The sequence below is a fragment of the Stenotrophomonas sp. GD04024 genome, from assembly GCF_029837545.1.
Classification (GTDB): Bacteria; Pseudomonadota; Gammaproteobacteria; order Xanthomonadales; family Xanthomonadaceae; genus Stenotrophomonas; species Stenotrophomonas forensis.
The window spans coordinates 1-16,240 of the sequence record NZ_JAOEDV010000094.1 but is presented as its reverse complement, the minus strand read 5'-3'; the positions used below and the strand labels follow the sequence as shown (position 1 = coordinate 16,240).

14 protein-coding genes and 1 tRNA gene are annotated in these 16,240 nt (G+C 68.2%); 6 read left to right on the top strand and 9 right to left on the bottom strand.

The genetic code is table 11. The features are described 5' to 3' along the window. The coding region (locus N7590_RS19705; RefSeq protein WP_279935814.1) for a methyl-accepting chemotaxis protein at positions 1-2,088 on the bottom strand (2,088 nt) is incomplete at its 3' end. Positions 2,089-2,272: 184 nt separating this feature from the next. On the opposite strand from N7590_RS19705, the gene N7590_RS19700 reads away from it, so the two are divergent. Beyond that, entirely contained in the window at positions 2,273-2,728 is a 456-nt protein-coding gene (locus N7590_RS19700) for an Rrf2 family transcriptional regulator (RefSeq protein ID WP_164240781.1), read from the top strand. Continuing rightward, positions 2,718-3,623, top strand: coding sequence for an NAD(P)/FAD-dependent oxidoreductase (locus N7590_RS19695; protein WP_164240780.1), 906 nt, complete (start codon positions 2,718-2,720; stop codon positions 3,621-3,623). Before N7590_RS19700 ends, N7590_RS19695 begins: the two co-directional genes overlap by 11 nt. A 127-nt stretch (positions 3,624-3,750) precedes the next feature. Here the strand turns inward: N7590_RS19695 and N7590_RS19690 are convergent, their stop codons facing one another. From N7590_RS19690 to N7590_RS19675, 4 genes are all read right to left on the bottom strand, one after another. Then, positions 3,751-4,971 (bottom strand): RtcB family protein, encoded by a 1,221-nt coding sequence (locus N7590_RS19690; RefSeq protein ID WP_164240779.1) that lies wholly within the window; start codon positions 4,969-4,971, stop codon positions 3,751-3,753. 56 nt (positions 4,972-5,027) lie between these two features. Beyond that, positions 5,028-6,152: a slipin family protein gene (locus tag N7590_RS19685; protein ID WP_164240778.1), complete on the bottom strand. Its 1,125-nt coding sequence runs from the start codon at positions 6,150-6,152 to the stop codon at positions 5,028-5,030. A 354-nt stretch (positions 6,153-6,506) separates the two neighbouring features. Continuing rightward, a tRNA-Gln gene (locus N7590_RS19680) sits at positions 6,507-6,578 on the bottom strand. A gap of 644 nt (positions 6,579-7,222) precedes the next feature. Continuing rightward, a complete protein-coding gene (locus tag N7590_RS19675) occupies positions 7,223-8,179 on the bottom strand; it encodes an aldo/keto reductase (RefSeq protein ID WP_164240777.1) in 957 nt (318 codons plus the stop codon). A gap of 169 nt (positions 8,180-8,348) precedes the next feature. Here N7590_RS19675 and N7590_RS19670 point away from each other — a divergent pair, with 169 nt between their 5' ends. The 3 genes from N7590_RS19670 (at position 8,349) to N7590_RS19660 (ending at position 10,179) form a co-directional block, all read left to right on the top strand. Continuing rightward, on the top strand, positions 8,349-9,206 hold the full coding sequence (locus N7590_RS19670) for a class I SAM-dependent methyltransferase (protein ID WP_164240776.1): 858 nt from the start codon (positions 8,349-8,351) through the stop codon (positions 9,204-9,206). Positions 9,207-9,310: 104 nt separating this feature from the next. Beyond that, positions 9,311-9,571 carry a hypothetical protein gene (locus N7590_RS19665; RefSeq protein ID WP_164240775.1) on the top strand — a complete coding sequence of 87 codons (261 nt, stop codon included), beginning with the start codon at positions 9,311-9,313 and terminating at the stop codon, positions 9,569-9,571. Positions 9,572-9,639: 68 nt separating this feature from the next. Next, positions 9,640-10,179 (top strand): pseudouridine synthase, encoded by a 540-nt coding sequence (locus N7590_RS19660; protein WP_053451402.1) that lies wholly within the window; start codon positions 9,640-9,642, stop codon positions 10,177-10,179. Between the two features lie 73 nt (positions 10,180-10,252). Here the strand turns inward: N7590_RS19660 and N7590_RS19655 are convergent, their stop codons facing one another. After that, positions 10,253-10,627 carry a hypothetical protein gene (locus tag N7590_RS19655; RefSeq protein WP_008266133.1) on the bottom strand — a complete coding sequence of 125 codons (375 nt, stop codon included), beginning with the start codon at positions 10,625-10,627 and terminating at the stop codon, positions 10,253-10,255. A gap of 135 nt (positions 10,628-10,762) precedes the next feature. Continuing rightward, positions 10,763-13,267, bottom strand: a complete 2,505-nt coding sequence (gene hrpB / locus N7590_RS19650; RefSeq protein ID WP_164240774.1) for an ATP-dependent helicase HrpB — start codon at positions 13,265-13,267, stop codon at positions 10,763-10,765. A gap of 67 nt (positions 13,268-13,334) precedes the next feature. Here hrpB and N7590_RS19645 point away from each other — a divergent pair, with 67 nt between their 5' ends. Then, positions 13,335-14,132, top strand: a complete 798-nt coding sequence (locus N7590_RS19645) for a TatD family hydrolase (RefSeq protein ID WP_164240773.1) — start codon at positions 13,335-13,337, stop codon at positions 14,130-14,132. 76 nt (positions 14,133-14,208) lie between these two features. Here the strand turns inward: N7590_RS19645 and N7590_RS19640 are convergent, their stop codons facing one another. Next, on the bottom strand, positions 14,209-15,093 hold the full coding sequence (locus N7590_RS19640; protein WP_164240772.1) for an NAD-dependent epimerase/dehydratase family protein: 885 nt from the start codon (positions 15,091-15,093) through the stop codon (positions 14,209-14,211). After that, positions 15,090-16,028, bottom strand: coding sequence for a 2-dehydropantoate 2-reductase (panE, locus tag N7590_RS19635; protein WP_164240771.1), 939 nt, complete (start codon positions 16,026-16,028; stop codon positions 15,090-15,092). Before panE ends, N7590_RS19640 begins: the two co-directional genes overlap by 4 nt. Positions 16,029-16,240: the final 212 nt, after the last annotated feature.

Sequence of the window (16,240 nt, the reverse complement as noted above, 5' to 3'; positions counted from 1 at the left end):
CGCCGTGGTCGACAGGTCAAATACATCCACGGCATCGATCAGGCGGTTTGCCTGCTGCTCCAGGCTGCGTGCAGCGGCGCTGGCCTCTTCCACCAGCGCAGCGTTCTGCTGGGTGGTGCCATCCATCTGGATCACGGTCTGGCTGACCTGCTCGATGCCAGCGCTCTGTTCCTGCGACGCGGCGGAGATCTCGGCCATGATGTCGGTCACGCGCCGCACCGAGGCCACGATCTCGGCCATGGTGTCGCCGGCCTCGCGCACGCGCTGCGCACCGTGCCCGACCTGTTCCACCGAGGCCTCGATCAATGACTTGATCTCCTTCGCCGCAGCGGCCGAACGCTGCGCCAGCGTGCGCACCTCGCTGGCGACCACGGCGAAGCCACGGCCCTGTTCGCCGGCACGCGCGGCTTCCACCGCAGCGTTCAACGCCAGGATGTTGGTCTGGAACGCGATGCCATCGATCACGCTGATGATCTCCGCGATCTGCCGCGACGAGGTCTCGATCGCGCCCATCGTCGCCACCACCTGGCCGACCACGCTGCCGCCCTGCGAGGCGACGCTGTGCGCGCCGATCGCCAGCTGGTTGGCCTGGCGCGCGTGCTCGGCGTTCTGCCGCACGGTGGAGGTCAGTTCCTCCATCGACGCGGCGGTCTCTTCCAGGTTGGCGGCCTGCTGCTCGGTACGACGCGACAGGTCGTTGTTGCCGGCGGCAATCTCCGCCGCAGCCGTGTGGATGTTGCCGGAAGCGTGCTTGATGTCGGTGACAATGGTCGCCAACTGCGCGGCGGTGGTGTTGGCGTCGCCGGCGATGCGGGCGAACACGCCCTGGAAATCGCCGTGCATGCGTGCGCCGAGGCGGCCATCGGCAATCGCGCGCAGCATGCCGGAGACCTCACCGAGGTTCAGTTCGGTGGCCTGCATCAGGCGGTTCAGGCCGTGGACCATCGCGCGGAAGTCATGTTCGAAGCGCGCGCTGTCGCCGCGCTGGCTGAAGTCGCCGGCGGCGGCGGCTTCGGCCAGGCGGCGGATCTCGCCATTGATGGTGCCCAGATTGGCCTTGGCGGTATCCAGCGCTTCGGTGATCACCGCCTTCTCGCCGGGCAGGCGTTCCATGTCCTGGCTGAGGTCGCCGATGGCATAGCGGCCCATGATCGCGATCGCGCGCATCTTCACCTGGATGTGCGCATCCACCAGTGCATTGCTGTCGGCCACCATTTCGCCGAACGCGCCGGGGAAGGCGCTGGCATCCATGCGATGGCTGATGGTGCCGGCCTCGTGCGCCTGCGCCATCGCGCCCTGTGCATCCAGTACGCCGCGCAGCGTCGATTGCACCGCCTGCATCGCCTGCGCGAGGCGGCCGATCTCATCGCGGCTGCTCACCCGCACCACGTGCTGCAGGTCGCCAGCGGCGACCGCGCGTGCGGCAGTTTCCACCGCCAGCACCGGCTGCACCACCGCACGCCGCAACCACCAGGCCAGGCCGATCAGCAGCAGCACCGCGGCCAGCACGGTCAGCGCCGCGCACAGCAGCAGCGTCTGCCGCGCCTGCTGCGAACGTGCCGCCAGTGCCGCTTCGGCCACCTGCGTGGCCTGCGTGCTCAGCGCATCCAGTGCGGTGGCCACCGGACGATCCTTGCTACGCACCAGGGTGTCGCCAGCGGCGGGATCGTAGCCGGCGGCGGCGAAAGCCTGCAGCGCGGCGTGATAGTCCTTCTGCAGCTGCGCATGCAGTCCGATGAAGGCCTGCGCCTGCTCGCGCGTGCGCGCATCCGGGCTGCTGGCGAGGCCCTTGGCCAGTTGTTCGACCAGACGGCCTTCGCTGTCGAAGGCCTCCAGGTGATGCTGACGCAGCGCGTCGTCATGCCCGCGCAGCAGTACGTTCTTCCATTCCTGCACCTGGCCGCGGAACTCGCGCTGCAGGCGCTCGGCATCGCGGCTGTGCGCGACTTCGGGCGGGACATCGGTGGACAGCTTCAACCAGGCGGAAGCAAGACCTGCCAGGGCGCACAACAGGACTACGGCCAGGCCAACGGAAACCGCGCCGAGCAGCTTGGACTGCAGGCGGGGTGCACGGACAGACGCATTCATCGGAAGGGGCTCTCGGGAAGGGGCGATGCGGTATCGACCGGTTTCGATCACCTCTGAAGTGCGACGTTGATCACATTCGCGTTTCGTTTAGCGAAGTGAAGGAAACATTTCATAGGACAAATATGTCCATATGGAACGAAAGCAGACTCTGGACAGGGGATTTAAATGTAACTATTGTTGTTACATGAAGTCCGCGAACCCGCTTTCCGATGCCCTGCACGTGATGGCGCACCTGGTCGGCCAGAGCGCACCGCGCACCTCCGAACAGCTGGCGTCGTGCCTGCCGACCCATCCGGTGGTGATCCGGCGCCTGCTGGCGCAGCTGCACAGGGCCGGCCTGGTGCACACCGCACGCGGCCACGGCGGCGGCAGCCAGCTGGCCCGCGACGCCGCCACCATCACCCTGCACGACATCTATCTGGCCGTAGGCGCGCCGCCGCTGGTACAGGTCGGTGCCCGCGATTCCGGCGGCGGTTGCCCGATCCAGCACCTGGTCAACAGCGCCCTGCTGGAGGGCGCGCGCGAGGCCCAGCGGCTGCTCGAACAGCGCCTGCAGGCAGCCACGCTGGACCAGCTCGGTGCCGAATTCGCCCGCCATCTCGCCCATCACCGTTCCCTGGAAGGTCAGCATGAATCCTGATGTGCTCATCGTCGGCGGCAGCTATGCCGGCATCGCCGCCGGCCTGATCCTGGCCCGCGCCCGTCGCCCGGTCACCGTCATCGACGCCGGTTCGCCGCGCAACCGCTTCGCCAGCCATTCGCATGGCGTGCTGGGGCTGGATGGTGTCAGTGGCGCCGAGCTGCTGAAAACCGCACGCCAGCAGCTGCTGGACTACCCCAGCGTGCGCTGGGTGCACGCCGAAGCGGTGCATGCCCGCAGCACCCGCGATGGGGTTGAAGTGGAGACCGCCGACGGCCAGGTGCTGGCCGCGCGCAAACTGCTGCTGGCCAGCGGCATCGCCGATCAGCTGCCGGAGCTGCCGGGCCTGGCCGAGCGCTGGGGCAGTACCGTGCTGCACTGCCCCTACTGCCATGGCTATGAAGTCGGTGGCGGTGCGATCGGCCTGCTCGGCGGCCACCCGATGTCGGCCGCCAAGGCGCCGCTGTTCGCCGACTGGGGCAATGTCACCTTCTTCAGCCAGGGCCTGCCGATCACCGATGACGAACGCGCCGCCATGCAGCAGCGCGGGGTGCAGATCGAGACCTCGCCGGTAATGGGCGTGCAGGGCGACCAGCCGAGCTGGCTGGAAGTGGAACTGGCCGATGGCCGTCGCGTCGCGCAGCGGGCACTGTTCGTTCCGGCCACCCAGGCGATGGCCACGCCGCTGGTGCAGCGGCTGGGCTGCACGTTGGCCGAGAGCCCGCTGGGCGTTCTGATCGAGGTCGATGCGATGAAGCAGACCTCGGTGCCGAACGTGTATGCCGCAGGCGATGCGACCACGGTCGGCAACATCACCCTGGCCACCGCCGAAGGAGTGCGCGCGGGAATCGGCATGCATCATGCGCTGGTGGCCGAAGACAGCGTGCCGCGCTGATCGGGCTTGTTCTGTAGAGGCCGACCCTGGTCGGCGCCGCTGCATCCACGCATGGCGTGGATCTACTGCAGGGTGGTCGGGCACCATTGAGGCACGGTGGGTGCCGGCCTTGGCCGGCACCGTTCCCTCATCCCTTCACGCACAGCACCTGGTGCAGGGTGTGCACCACGTCGACCAGGTCCAGCTGTGCCGCCATCACGTCATCGATCGACTTGTACGCCGCCGGTGACTCGTCCAGCACGCCGCTGTCCTTGCGGCATTCCACGTGCGCGGTGGCTTCGCGGTGCTGGGCCAGGGTGATCTGCTGGCGTGCGCTGCCACGGCTCATCACCCGGCCGGCGCCGTGGCTGCAGCTGTGGAAGCTCTCCGCGTTGCCCTTGCCACGCACGATGTAGCTGCGCGTGCCCATGCTGCCGGGAATGATGCCCAGCTCGCCTTCGCGGGCACTGACCGCCCCCTTGCGCGTCACCAGCAGCTCCTGCCCGTTGTGCGTCTCCTTCTGCACGTAGTTGTGGTGGCAGTTCACCGCCATCGCCGCCAGCTGGAACTTCGGCAGCCGGTGGCGCATCTCGGCCAGCACCCGCGACATCATCGCCTCGCGGTTCTGCCGGGCGTAGTCCTGCGCCCACGACACCGCCTCGACGTAGTCATCGAACAGCGGCTCGCCTTCCATGAAGAACGCCAGGTCCTTGTCCGGCAGGTGGAAGCCGAGCACGCGCCGGGCCAGCTCCTCGCGCGCCTTCTCGATGAAGTAGGTGCCGATCAGGTTGCCGGTGCCACGCGAACCGCTGTGCAGCATCACCCACACCGCGTCCGTCTCGTCCAGGCACAGTTCGATGAAGTGGTTGCCGCCACCCAGCGTGCCCAGCTGGCGGTCAAGCTTGTCGGTGCGGATCCGGTGGTGCTTGTCCTTGATCTTCTCCAGCCCGGCCCCCAGCCCGGACTGCACCAGCCGGGTGTGGATGCTGTCGGGCATGCGCTGGTGCTCGCCGCCGCGGCCGTTGCCGACCGGGATGCTGCGCTCGATGCTGTTGCGCAGCTGCCGCAGGTCATCGGGCAGGTCATTGGCGCGCAGCGTGGTACGCACGGCGGCCATGCCACAGCCGATGTCGACGCCGACCGCGGCCGGGATGATCGCGCCGCGGGTCGGGATCACCGAGCCCACGGTCGCGCCCTTGCCCAGGTGCACGTCCGGCATCACCGCCACCCACGGCCCGACGAACGGGATCGCGGCGATGTTGCGCAGCTGCTCATGCGCCTGCGCTTCCAGCGGCACCCCGTTGACCCAGCCCTTGATTGGCGTGGTGCCCTCGGCGTGCAGCCATTGATAGTTGTGTTGAGTGTCCATGTCTTCGTGTATGTCCTTGATGGGCCGGTGGCGCGTCCCTGCGCCACCGCTACCCCTTACCTGATCGTCACCAGCTGCTTCAGCACGCCGTCCAGGCCGCCGAACACGGTGAGCTTGTCGATCTTCTCGGTGACCTTCTCCAGCGCCTCCAGCTCCTTCAAGCGCATCAGCACCGGGTTGTCCTCGATCAGCTTTGCGGTGTTGAGCTGCGAACGCGTGGCATTGGCCTCCTCGCGCCGGCGGATCACGCTGGCCTGGGCCTGCTTCTCGGCCAGCACCACGCCATTGAGGATCTCCTTCATCTCGCCCGGCAGGATCACGTCCTTGATGCCGACGCCGAGCAACCGCACGCCGTGGCCCTCGATCGCCGCCTGCACATGCGCGGCGATCTCGCCGTCCAGTGCCGCCTTGTCGCCCAGCAGCTCGTCCAGGCTGCGCGCGGCGATCGCCTGGCGCAGGCCGAACTGCAGTTGCCGGTAGACGAACTCGTCGGCATTGCTGAGCGTGCGGTGTGCGCGCACCGGGTCAACCACCTGCACGGTCGCGGCCAGGTTCACCCGCAGGGTCACCTTGTCGCGGCTCAGCAGTTCCTGGCCGGACACGTCCAGCGAACGCGCACGCAGCTCCACACGCTCCACCGACACATTGCCGTTGAAGTTCCAGAACGCGTGCAGGCCGGCGTCCAGCGTCTGCCGCAGCGTGCCATCAATGAACAGCAGGCCGACCGACTCGCTCGGCACGGTGCTGATCACCGCTACACGCGGCAGCACGCCCAGCTGGCCCAGGCGCTGCTGCACGTCCGCCGCAATGCGCGGCTCGTCACCCAGCGCCATCACGCGCACCTGGGTGTCGACCGAACCCCGCCAGTACAGACGGCGGCTGCCCGGCGGCAGGACTTCATCGATGCGGCCATTGCGCAGCAACAGGCCGACCTCGGCAGCACCGACGTTGGCCAGCACGAAGTGCGTGTCCAGCCGTGCGCCCAGTGCCTCGATCAGGCTGTCCTGGTCGCTGCCGGTGTAGGCCGCGCCCTTCGATGCGGTGTGGATGTCCACCTGCGGGCGGCCGCCCAAGGGCGACAGGCGGTGCACGCCCGGCAGCAGGATCTGCTGGAAACGACGGTTGCGATACACCAGGCCGCGCTCGCCGTCGCCGATCACGACCTTGATGGTCCAGAACATGGGAGTCTCTCCTTGTATGGCTCTGGTGGTTCGACCCGATGGGATGAAACGTCATGACCCGGGCCGATCAGGTCGTGGCGTGGCCGGCTGCACAGCGTGTGCAGCCCGCGGAAGAGGGCGGCCATCGCCGGACGGTCCGCACGCGGAGCCTGCGGCGCGTCATCACCCGTGCCATCGTCGTTGCCGGCAGGCAGCACCGGTGCGGAGCGGGGCAATGGGTGGCGACGGGCCAGGGCCCGGCGTGTGGTCCGTTGCCTTCCTGGCCGCGCCCGAAGGCGGTGGCAGGGACGGCGACGATGGCCGCTGGGGCTTGCGCCCCGGGTGTTGCTTCAAGTCATGACGTGACAGGTCATGTGGTTGGAGTGGGAATCGAACCCACGACAGACGGAATCAGGATCCGTTGCTCTGACCAAGCTGAGCTATCCAGTTGGGAACCGCGCGGAATCGAACCGCGTACCGGCGAACCGGTGCCTGCGTCCAGCAGGCGATCCAGGCGATGGCCTGTCCGCGACCTCCGGCATACGCCACGGCAACGCCGCGCGCACCAGCCCGTGGTGGAAACGGGACCGTTGGAAAATCGAGGGTGCAGGCCGCCGACATTATCGCGAGCGATAATGTTTGGGTGCGATGCAGATAATGTCCAGGCGTCGCCGTTCGCGCGAAGTAAATCCTTCGGCGGGGCGGAAAAACCTGGGTCAGTGAGCGGCGGGTTGCCGCGCGGGGTGCAGTTCTGGCATCGCGGGTCCTTGTGCCGACGCAAACGAAAACGCCCCCGGGACTTGCGTTCCGAGGGCGTCGTCAGGCCTCGGAGATCGGGGTGGCCGATCTCCGCAGGGCGGGTATCAGGCCGTTGTCAGCTGGACGTCCTTGCCGAACGCGCGCGCCAGCACGTCCATGCGCAGGCATGGCAGCAGTTTGGCGGTGGCGACGGAATGCGCGTTCAAGGGAAGTTTCCAGTGGTTGTTGAAACGAGGTGCGCACGATAAACCACGATTTAGTCGTGCGCAACCATTTTGTTCAATTATTTTCTTCGCTGTTGTGCGATGCCGGCCAGCGGCCGGCACTACACCTCAGCCCTCTTTGCTGGCGGCATCGAGTTGCGCGACATCCTGCAGGCTCAGCGACACGTTGGCCGCCGCCAGCAGGTCGTGCAGCTGCTCGACGCTGGTGGCGCTGACGATCGGCGCGGTAATCGACGGCCGCGCGATCTGCCAGGCCAGCGCGATCTGCGCGGCGCTGGCGTTGTGCTTGCTGGCCACGTCATCCAGTGCTTCCAGGATGCGCAGGCCGCGCGGGTTGAGGTAACGCTTCACCACGTTCTCGCCCCGCGCCGGGCTCTTGGCCGCATCGGCCGGTGTGCGGTACTTGCCGCTGAGGAAGCCACTGGCCAGCGCGTAGTAGCCGATCACGCCGATCTGCTCGCGCTGCACCAACGGTTCCAGCTCCTTCTCGTAGCCGGCGCGGTCGTACAGATTGTACTCCGGCTGCAGGGTTTCGTAGCGCGGCAGCTTGTAGTCGGTGGACACCTTCAGCGCATCGGCCAGGCGCGTGGCGCTGTAGTTGGAGGCACCGATGGCGCGAACCTTGCCGGCTTCGATCAGGCGGCCGAACGCGGCCAGCGTGGCTTCCAGCGGCGTCGACTCGTCATCCTCGTGGGCCTGGTACAGGTCGATCACGTCGGTCTGCAGGCGGCGCAGCGAATCCTCGATGGCAGCATTGATGTTGTCCGGGGTCAGGCCGGGGCGCTCGGCCCACTTGGCCACCTTGGTCGCCAGCACCACCTTGTCGCGCTTGCCGCTGCGGGCAAACCATTTGCCGATCAGCGTTTCCGATTCGCCGCCGGCATTGCCCGGCACCCACGCCGAGTACACGTCGGCGGTGTCGACCAGATTGAAGCCGGCGTCGACGAAGGCATCGAGCAGGGTGAAGCTGGCCTTCTCATCGGCGCTCCAGCCGAACACGTTGCCACCGAAGGCGAGCGGACGTACATGCAGGCCGGAACGGCCCAGTTCGCGGGTTGCCGTCATGGGCACGGACTCCTTGGGGGAAGTGCTCCAGAATAGAACGCGTTGTGTGACCGCGCTGCGGCGGCGACCACAAAACAGTGTTCCGCCGCACGCCTCCGGCTAACGTTTTGTGAACACCTGGGGCGCTGCGACTGCTAGTCTCGCCGCATCTTCCGCTGGAGTCGCCCCGATGATGCCTGCTTCGTCCCTGCGTGGTTGCCGCCTGCTGCTTGCCTCGGCCCTGCTCGCCGCTGTTCCCGCATTTGCCGCACCGGCCACGGTGGCACCGGCGAAGATCCAGGTCTCGCCGGCCATCGATGCGGCGGTGAAGGCGCCCACCCGCGATGCCAACAACGTCAAGCGCGACACCTATCGCCATCCGGCGCAGACGCTGTCCTTCTTCAAGGTCGCGCCTGACAAGACCGTCATCGAGATCACCCCCGGCAATGGCTGGTACTCGGAAATCCTGGCGCCGCTGCTGCATGGCAAGGGCCACTACGTCGCCGCCGTGGTCGATCCGATGGCGGTGCCCGAAGGCCGTGGCCGGGATTACCAGCAGCGCAGCCGCGACAGCCTGGAAAAGAAGTACGCCGCTGCACCGGCACAGTTCGGCAAGACCGCCGTGGTCGCCTACGATCCGGCCAAGCCGGTGTTCGGTCCGGCCAGTTCAGCCGACGTGGTGCTGACCTTCCGCAACGTGCACAACTGGCGCAAGGCCGGCCAGGCGCAGGGCATGTTCCAGGGCTTCTTCAACGTGCTCAAGCCGGGTGGCGTGCTGGGCGTGGTCGAGCATCGCGCCAAGGCCGATGTGGCCGACGACGATGACACCGGCTACGTCGGCCAGCAGCAGGTGATTGCGATGGCCGAGGCGGACGGCTTCAAGCTGGAGGCACGCAGCGAGGTCAACGCCAACCCGCGCGACACCAAGGACCACCCGAACGGGGTGTGGACGCTGCCGCCGACCAACCAGCACGACAAGGCCGACGACGCGAAGTACCAGGCGATCGGCGAAAGCGACCGCATGACCCTGCGCTTCATCAAGCCGTAAGGCGGCACGCCGCATTGCCAGCGCGGAGTGCCCACAATAGAGCCGGGCCCATGCCCGGCTCACCGTGCGCGCCGGGGTTCAATCGTATTCAAGGACATGGACTGTTGAAGAAGATTCTTTACATCGCCGTCGCGGTAATGGTGCTGACGCGGCTGATCGATTTCGTGTTCTACGGCGGCCACGCCCACGACCTGGTCGGGGCCGCTGGTTTCGGAGTGCTGTTCGCCGGCGTCCTGCTGGAAGAACGTGCACGCAGCGCCCGCCCGCCCTCCTCACGCCTGCGGCGCCGCGCCAACATCATCGCGGCGTGCGGCATCGCGCTGGTGCTGGGGTCGTTCCTGCTGGAATGGAAGGTGTTCGGCTGAGCCGGCGATGATCGCGGCGGCGGCGCGGGAATGGGACAATGCCGTACCCACCGCCTGCCGCACCCGCGATGCTGATTGCCTTCAACAAGCCCTTCAACGTGCTCTGCCAGTTCACCGACCGCAGCGTGCCGCCGCGGCCGACCCTGGCGGGATTCGGCCTGCCGCCGCGGGTGTACGCCGCCGGCCGCCTGGACCACGACAGCGAAGGCCTGCTGCTGCTGACCGACAACGGCACGCTGGCGCACAAGCTCACCGACCCGAAGCACAAGGCCGACAAGACCTACTGGGTGCAGGTGGAGGGAACGCCCAGCGACGAGCAGCTGCAGCAGCTGCGCGACGGCGTGCTGCTCAATGACGGGCCGACCCTTCCGGCGAAGATCGAACGCCTCGATCCAGCACCTTCGCTGTGGACACGTGATCCGCCCGTGCGCTTCCGCAAGACCGTGCCCGATGCGTGGCTGGCGATCACGATCCGCGAGGGCCGCAATCGCCAGGTGCGGCGGATGACCGCGGCGGTGAACCTGCCGACACTACGGCTGGTGCGGATGGCGATGGGGCCGTACCGGCTGGACGACCTGCAACCGGGGCAGTGGCGGCAGATCGGCTGAACACACCCGCAGAAACGGAAAGGGCCGGAGCGCCTCCCGTGGAAGCGGTCCGGCCCTGGCAACGCGCAATGCCTCAGGCGTCGCTGCCGATATCGCTATGCTCGTCAACCACGGTGGCATTGCGGCGGTCACGTGCGCTGATGCGCTGCGCCTGCCCATTCACCACGTGGCCATTGGCGGCCTTCTTCTTCTGCTGCTTGCGGTACAGCGCATAGCCCAGCAGGCCGACACCCACCGCGGCTGCGGCCACGGCCACTGCCGGGTTGCGGCGCACGAACTTGGTGGCGGCCTTGCCGCCGGTCTTCACTGCGCCGATGGCGGCACCGGTCTTGATCCAGTCCGCATTGCGCAGGCTGCCACCGGCGCTCTTCAGGCCATCGCCGGCAGTGTGGGCCAGCTCCAGGGCGCGCTCCAGGGCGCGGTCGGTGATTACAGTCAGCTTGCTCATGCGGGGGTCCTTTGCCTCGGGTCGAAGTCCAGTGTCGCGTGTTGCCCGTAAACGGTATGTCAGGCGGGGCGGTGCGTGGCGTGACTCCAGCGCAGCCATTCAGGATCAGGAAGGGTCTGCAGCCGGCACGACCGGTCAGGTCCCGCGCGGCTTGGCCCGGTGCGTCGCGGTGGCCGTCCACGGATCATCCGGCCACGGATGACGCGGGTAACGGCCCTTCATTTCCTTCTTCACTTCGGCGTAGGTGTTTTCCCAGAAGTTTCGCAGGTCCTGGGTGACCTGCAGCGGGCGGCCGCCGGGCGAGAGCAGGTGCAGGGTCAACGGCACGCGGCCATCGGCGATGCGTGGGGTGTCGGCCAGGCCGAACAGTTCCTGCAGCTTCACCGCCAGCACCGGCGGCAGTGGTTCGCCGTTTTCGCTGTCCAATGCATAGGTGATCGGCCGCTCCAGTCCGGACGGCACGGTGATGCGGGTCGGCGCATGACGTTCAACCAGTTGCCGCTGCGACCACTCCAAGGGCGACTTCAGCGCCTCGCCGAAACTGGCCTCGTCCAGCGCATCCAGGCGGCTCTTTCCGGCGAACGCGGGTTGCAGCCACTGCGCGCGGTTGGCCAGCAGGGCGGCGTCGCTGCAATCGGGCAGTTCCAGTTCCGGCATCCAGCGCCGCAGCGATTCCACCCGTGCCTGCCACTGGCGCAGGCCTTCGGTCCACGGCAGCGCCTGCAGGCCGAGCTCGGCCACCGCGTCGGTCAGCGCCTGCGCGGCGTGCTGCGGATCGACACGGCCGGCCGAGCGGCTGTCGAGCACGATGCGGTCGAAACGGGTCTCGCGCAGCGCCACCAGGGCGCGACGCTCGCTGTCCCAGCGCACCACATCTTCGGTCACGAAGCGCTCCGGCCACGCCGTGCGCAGCTGGCCTTCATCCACCGGTGCGGCGCGCAGCAGCAGCGCATCGCGCGCCTCGAAACGCAGCTCGCTGGCCACAAGCCAGGGTTCGCCGCGCAGGTCGCTCAGTTCATGCAGGCGCGCGCTGCGGCCATTGGCCAGCAGGTAGCGCAGCGGATCGTTGGGGTGCTGGACGCCAATGCGGTCGGGGAAGGCATGCGCGAGCAGGTCACCCAGTTCGTGCGCTTCGATGCTGGTGAGTGGGGTGGCCTCGCAGCGCAGGCGTCGGCGCCACTGCTTGGCAGCGGCATCGATGGCGGCCAGCCCGCTGCGGTTGGCCTCGCCTGGTGCACGGCCATTGCGGAACGCCGCCAGCGCCCGCCAGCGTGCCGCCAGCGCGTCACCGCCCTGGCGCAGCGGATCGCGCGCTTCCAGCAGTGCTGCCAGATCGGCGGCCAGCGCCTGCGCACGTGCGTCCGGTGCGGCCAGCAGCATCGCCGCCATGCGCGGATGCGTGCCCAGCGCCAGCACCCGGCGACCGAGCGTGGTGATCGCGCCGGATTCGGACAGCGCGCCCAGTCGTTGCAGCAGTTCTCGCGCTGCCGCCATCGGTCCGGACGGCGGTGGATCGAGGAAGCGCAGGTCGCTGCTGCCCCAGGCCGCCAGTTCCAGTGCCAGCCCGGCCAGTTCCACCTGGTCGATCTCGGCGCGCCGCTGCGGTTCCAGCCGCTGCGACTGCGGCCATAGCCGCCAGGCCACGCCCTCGGCCACGCGCCCGGCACGGCCGGCGCGCTGGTCGGCCGAGGCCTGCGCAATGGCGACCACATCCAACCGGGTGAAGCCGCTGTTGGGGTCGTAGCGCGGTTCGCGTGCCTGGCCGCTGTCGATCACCACGCGCACACCGGGCAGGGTCACCGAGGATTCGGCCACGTTGGTGGCCAGCACCACGCGGCGGCGGCCATCGCTGGCGGCCTGCAGTACGCGCGCCTGCTGCTCCACCGGCAGTTCGCCGTGCAGGGCCAGCACCTCGACACCTGCATCGAGAGATTCCTGCAGGCCGGCCTGCACCCGCGCGATTTCGCGCTGGCCGGGCAGGAACACCAGCAGGTCACCGGGATGTTCTGCCAGCGCCTGCTGCACCGCACGGCGCACCTGCAGTTCCAGTGCTTCGTCGCGACGCGCCGGGAAATGGCTGATCGCCACCGGGTAGCTGCGGCCCTCGCTGCTCAAGCGCGGTGCATCGAGGAAGCGCGCCAGTCGCTCGCCATCCAGCGTGGCCGACATCACCACCAGGCGCAGGTCGTCGCGCAGCTGCGCCTGCACGTCCAGCGCCAGTGCCAGGCCTAGGTCACCACTGAGATGGCGTTCATGGAATTCATCGAACAGGATCGCACCGACGTCTTCCAGCATCGGGTCGTCCTGCAGCATGCGGGTCAGGATGCCTTCGGTGACGACCTCGATGCGGGTGCGCGCCGAGACCTTGTTCTCGAAGCGGATGCGGTAGCCGACCGTGCCGCCCACCTCTTCACCCAGCTGCCGCGCCATGAACAGCGCCGCGCTGCGTGCGGCCACCCGCCTCGGTTCCAGCAGGATGATCTTCCGCCCCTGCAGCCACGGCGCATCCAGCAGCGCCAGCGGCACCTGGGTGGTCTTGCCGGCGCCCGGCGGGGCTTCCAGCACCAGCCGCGGCTGTACGGCCAGGTGCTGCTGGATCTGAGGCAGCAGTGGGGAGATCGGGAAGAGCGGGGCGTTCATGTGCAAAGGATAAGGGGCCACGACGGGCGCAGGTACAATGCGCGGGCACTTTTCTCCCGCGATGACCATGCACCTGATCGATATCGGCGCCAACCTGACCCACGACTCCTTCGACCGCGACCGTGACGCCGTGCTGGACCGCGCGCGCCAGGCCGGCGTGGTGCAGATGGTGATCACCGGCGCCAGCCGCGAGCACTCGCCGCTGGCCCTGCAGCTGGCGCAGCAGCATCCGGGTTTTCTGTATGCCACCGCCGGCGTGCACCCGCATCACGCGGTGGAGTACACCGAAGAGTGCGACGCCGAGATGCGCGCGCTGCATGCCCATCCGGAAGTAGTGGCGGTGGGCGAGTGCGGGCTGGACTACTTCCGTGATTTCTCGCCGCGCCCCGCCCAGCACCGCGCGTTCGAACGCCAGCTGCAGCTGGCCGCAGACAATGGAAAGCCATTGTTCCTGCACCAGCGCGACGCGCATGCCGATTTCATGGCGCAGATGAAGAACTTCAAGGGGCGCATCGGCCCCGCGGTGGTGCATTGCTTCACCGGCGAACGCGATGAACTGTTCGATTACCTGGACCAGGACTGGTACATCGGCATCACCGGCTGGTTGTGCGATGAGCGCCGGGGCGCGCACCTGCGCGAGCTGGTGAAGAACATCCCGGCCAACCGCCTGATGATCGAAACCGATGCACCATACCTGCTGCCGCGCACGCTGAAGCCGCTGCCCAAGGACCGCCGCAACGAACCGATGTTCCTCTCGCACATCGTGGAAGAACTGGCACGCGACCGAGGCGAGGACGTGGTGGTGACCGCCGCAAATGCCACCGCCGCCACGCGGGCTTTCTTCCGCCTGCCCGACGCCGGTTGATCGGGTGGTGCCGGCCGCTGGCCGGCAGCAGCATGAACGCCGCAAACATCGCGCGATTGCCGGCCAGCGGCCGGCACTACCGGAGCAGGTCGCGCAGGCCCTCACGGTAGCTGGGGAAGCGCGGCTCCCAGCCCAGCGCTTCGCGCGTGCGACGGCTGTCGATGCGCTTGTTGCTTTCATAGAAGCGCCGCAAGGTCGGGCTCAGCGCTGGGTCGTCCCACGCCACGGCAGGCGGCATCGCAAACCCGCCCAGCTGCGCGGCGAAGGCCAGCACGTCCTGCGGCGGTGCCGGCTCGTCATCGGCCGGCAGGTACGTGGCGTGGGGCGTGGGCCGTTGCATCGCAGCGATGATCGCCGCCGCCAGGTCCTGCACGTGCAGCCGGTTGAACACCAGGCCAGGCCGCACCACATGGCGTGCGCGCCCCTGTGCCAGCTGCAGCAGCGCATTGCGTCCAGGCCCATACAGGCCGGGCAGGCGCAACACCGCCGAGGCGATGCCGCGTTCCTCCGCAAGTGCACGCCATTGCGCTTCGGCCTGCCTGCGTTGCAGGCCGGCGGCTTCGGTGGCGTCCGCCACGCTGGTTTCGTCGATCCAGCCGCCGGCCCGGTCGGCGTACACCGAGGTCGACGACAGATAGCCAACCCAGCGCAGCGCAGGACTGGCCTGCAGTGCAGGCAGCAACAGGCGCAGTGCAGGATCGCCTTCAGCGTCGGGTGGCACGCTGCACAGCACGGCGTCGGCCTGCGCGACTTCGTCGAGCAGGGCCGGTGACAGCGGGGCATCGGCCCGCAGCTGAAGCCGGTGCACGCCGTCGTGCGGCGCCGACGCCGGATCGCGCACCGTGCCGGCCACGTGCACGCCCCGCGCCTGCAGCTGCGCGGCCAGCACGCGCCCGCTCCAGCCCAGCCCGAGGATCAGCACCCTGGTGGGCAAGGCACCCGCAGGCGAGGCGAGGCTCACGCGCTGCGCAGCGCCTGGTAGGCCTGCAGGCTGCTGTAGGCGACCTGCAGCAGCAGGGCTTCCTGGTCGGCCTTGCGTGCGCGCGCCAGCATGTCACCGACGATCTGTTCGGCTTCCACCTGCTGGCCGGCTTCCAGGTCGCGCAGCATCGATGCCTTCAGCGCTGAACCGGCCTGGGTCAAGGTGCCGCGCGCTGTCTCCTGCGCAGCATCGGGAACCGGCTCACCGGCCGCTTCGGCCACCGCCAGGCATTCGTCGTACAGGCCACGCACGATGGCCTGCCCATCATCGGTGGCAACGATGCTGCCGATATCCGCGCGCAGCAGGCAGGTGGCCGCGGCCAACGCGGTCAGGAAGGTGTACTTGATCCACTGCTCCTGGCCGATGTGCTCGCTGGCCAGATGCTCGAGGCTGGCCTGCGCACAGGCGGCGGCGAAGGCCTGCACGCGCGCGGAGATCGTGCCGCCATCACGCTCGCCGAACGTCAGCTTGGCCGGCTTGCCCAGATGCAGCACCGCGCCATCGGGCGCCTTGGTGGCGCTGATGAAGCAGAGGCCACCGAGTACCGCCTCGCGACCGAAGCGCGCGTCGAGTGCGTTGTAGTGATGCAGCCCATTGAGGATCGGCAGCACGGTGGTGTCTGCGCCCACCGCAGGGGCGATCGCGTCAATCGAGCTGTCCAGGTCGTAGGCCTTGCAGCTGAGGATGACCAGGTCGAACGGTCGTTGCGCGGCGAGCGCGGGCAGGGCATCGGCAGTGACATGCTGCACCGGGAAGCTGGCATCGCCCAGCGGGCTGCGGATGACCAGACCGTCGCGGTCCAGCTGGGCGGCGCGTGCAGGGCGCACCAGGAAGGTGACGTCCACGCCAGCCTGGGCCAGGCGGCCGCCGAAGTAACCGCCGGTACCACCGGCGCCGAGAATCAGGATGCGCATTGCACGTTCACCGTTTCTGGGGGAATCAGGCCTTCGATTGTGCCGGAGATTGCAGGCAAAAAAGAGCCGAGCATGGGCTCGGCTCTACGGGTAATGCCTTGTCCACGCAGGACGTGGATCCATCGTGTCGACCAAGGTCGACACCCACCAGGAGCGGGTCATGCCATCCAGACAGATCGCAGATCGCAGAGAACTGTCGAAGGCGGGGTGGG